Here is a 269-nt window from a genome sequence, read left to right as displayed (position 1 = left end):
GACCGTTCAAACAAGGGCTTGCCCGCCGTACCGGCTTTGCGGCAGCCTGCTTTGCCGCGCCCATGGCCATCTATTACCTGTGGAACATCCGGTACGTGGGGTGGCTGGTGGCCCGCAACAGCGATTCCGGCGGTGTGGGAGAAACGACTGCCTCTCTGGGGCAAGTGGTAATCAATGGCATCAAGATCCTGCTGGGACAGCCGGTAGAAGGTTTCTTTGCCGAGCGTCAGCCCCAGTTCTTGCAGGCTATGGCCGATATGGGCCACCAG

1 protein-coding gene is annotated in these 269 nt (G+C 60.6%); it reads left to right on the top strand.

What is annotated here, in order from left to right:
• The coding region (locus tag H6B10_RS16210) for a hypothetical protein (RefSeq protein WP_204652445.1) at nt 1–269 on the top strand (269 nt) is incomplete at both ends.

Source organism: Gemmiger formicilis (assembly GCF_016901605.1).
Taxonomy (GTDB): Bacteria; Bacillota; Clostridia; order Oscillospirales; family Ruminococcaceae; genus Gemmiger; species Gemmiger formicilis_B.
The sequence above is the reverse complement of the archived record's forward strand: the minus strand, read 5'-3'. Positions and strand labels throughout refer to the sequence as shown.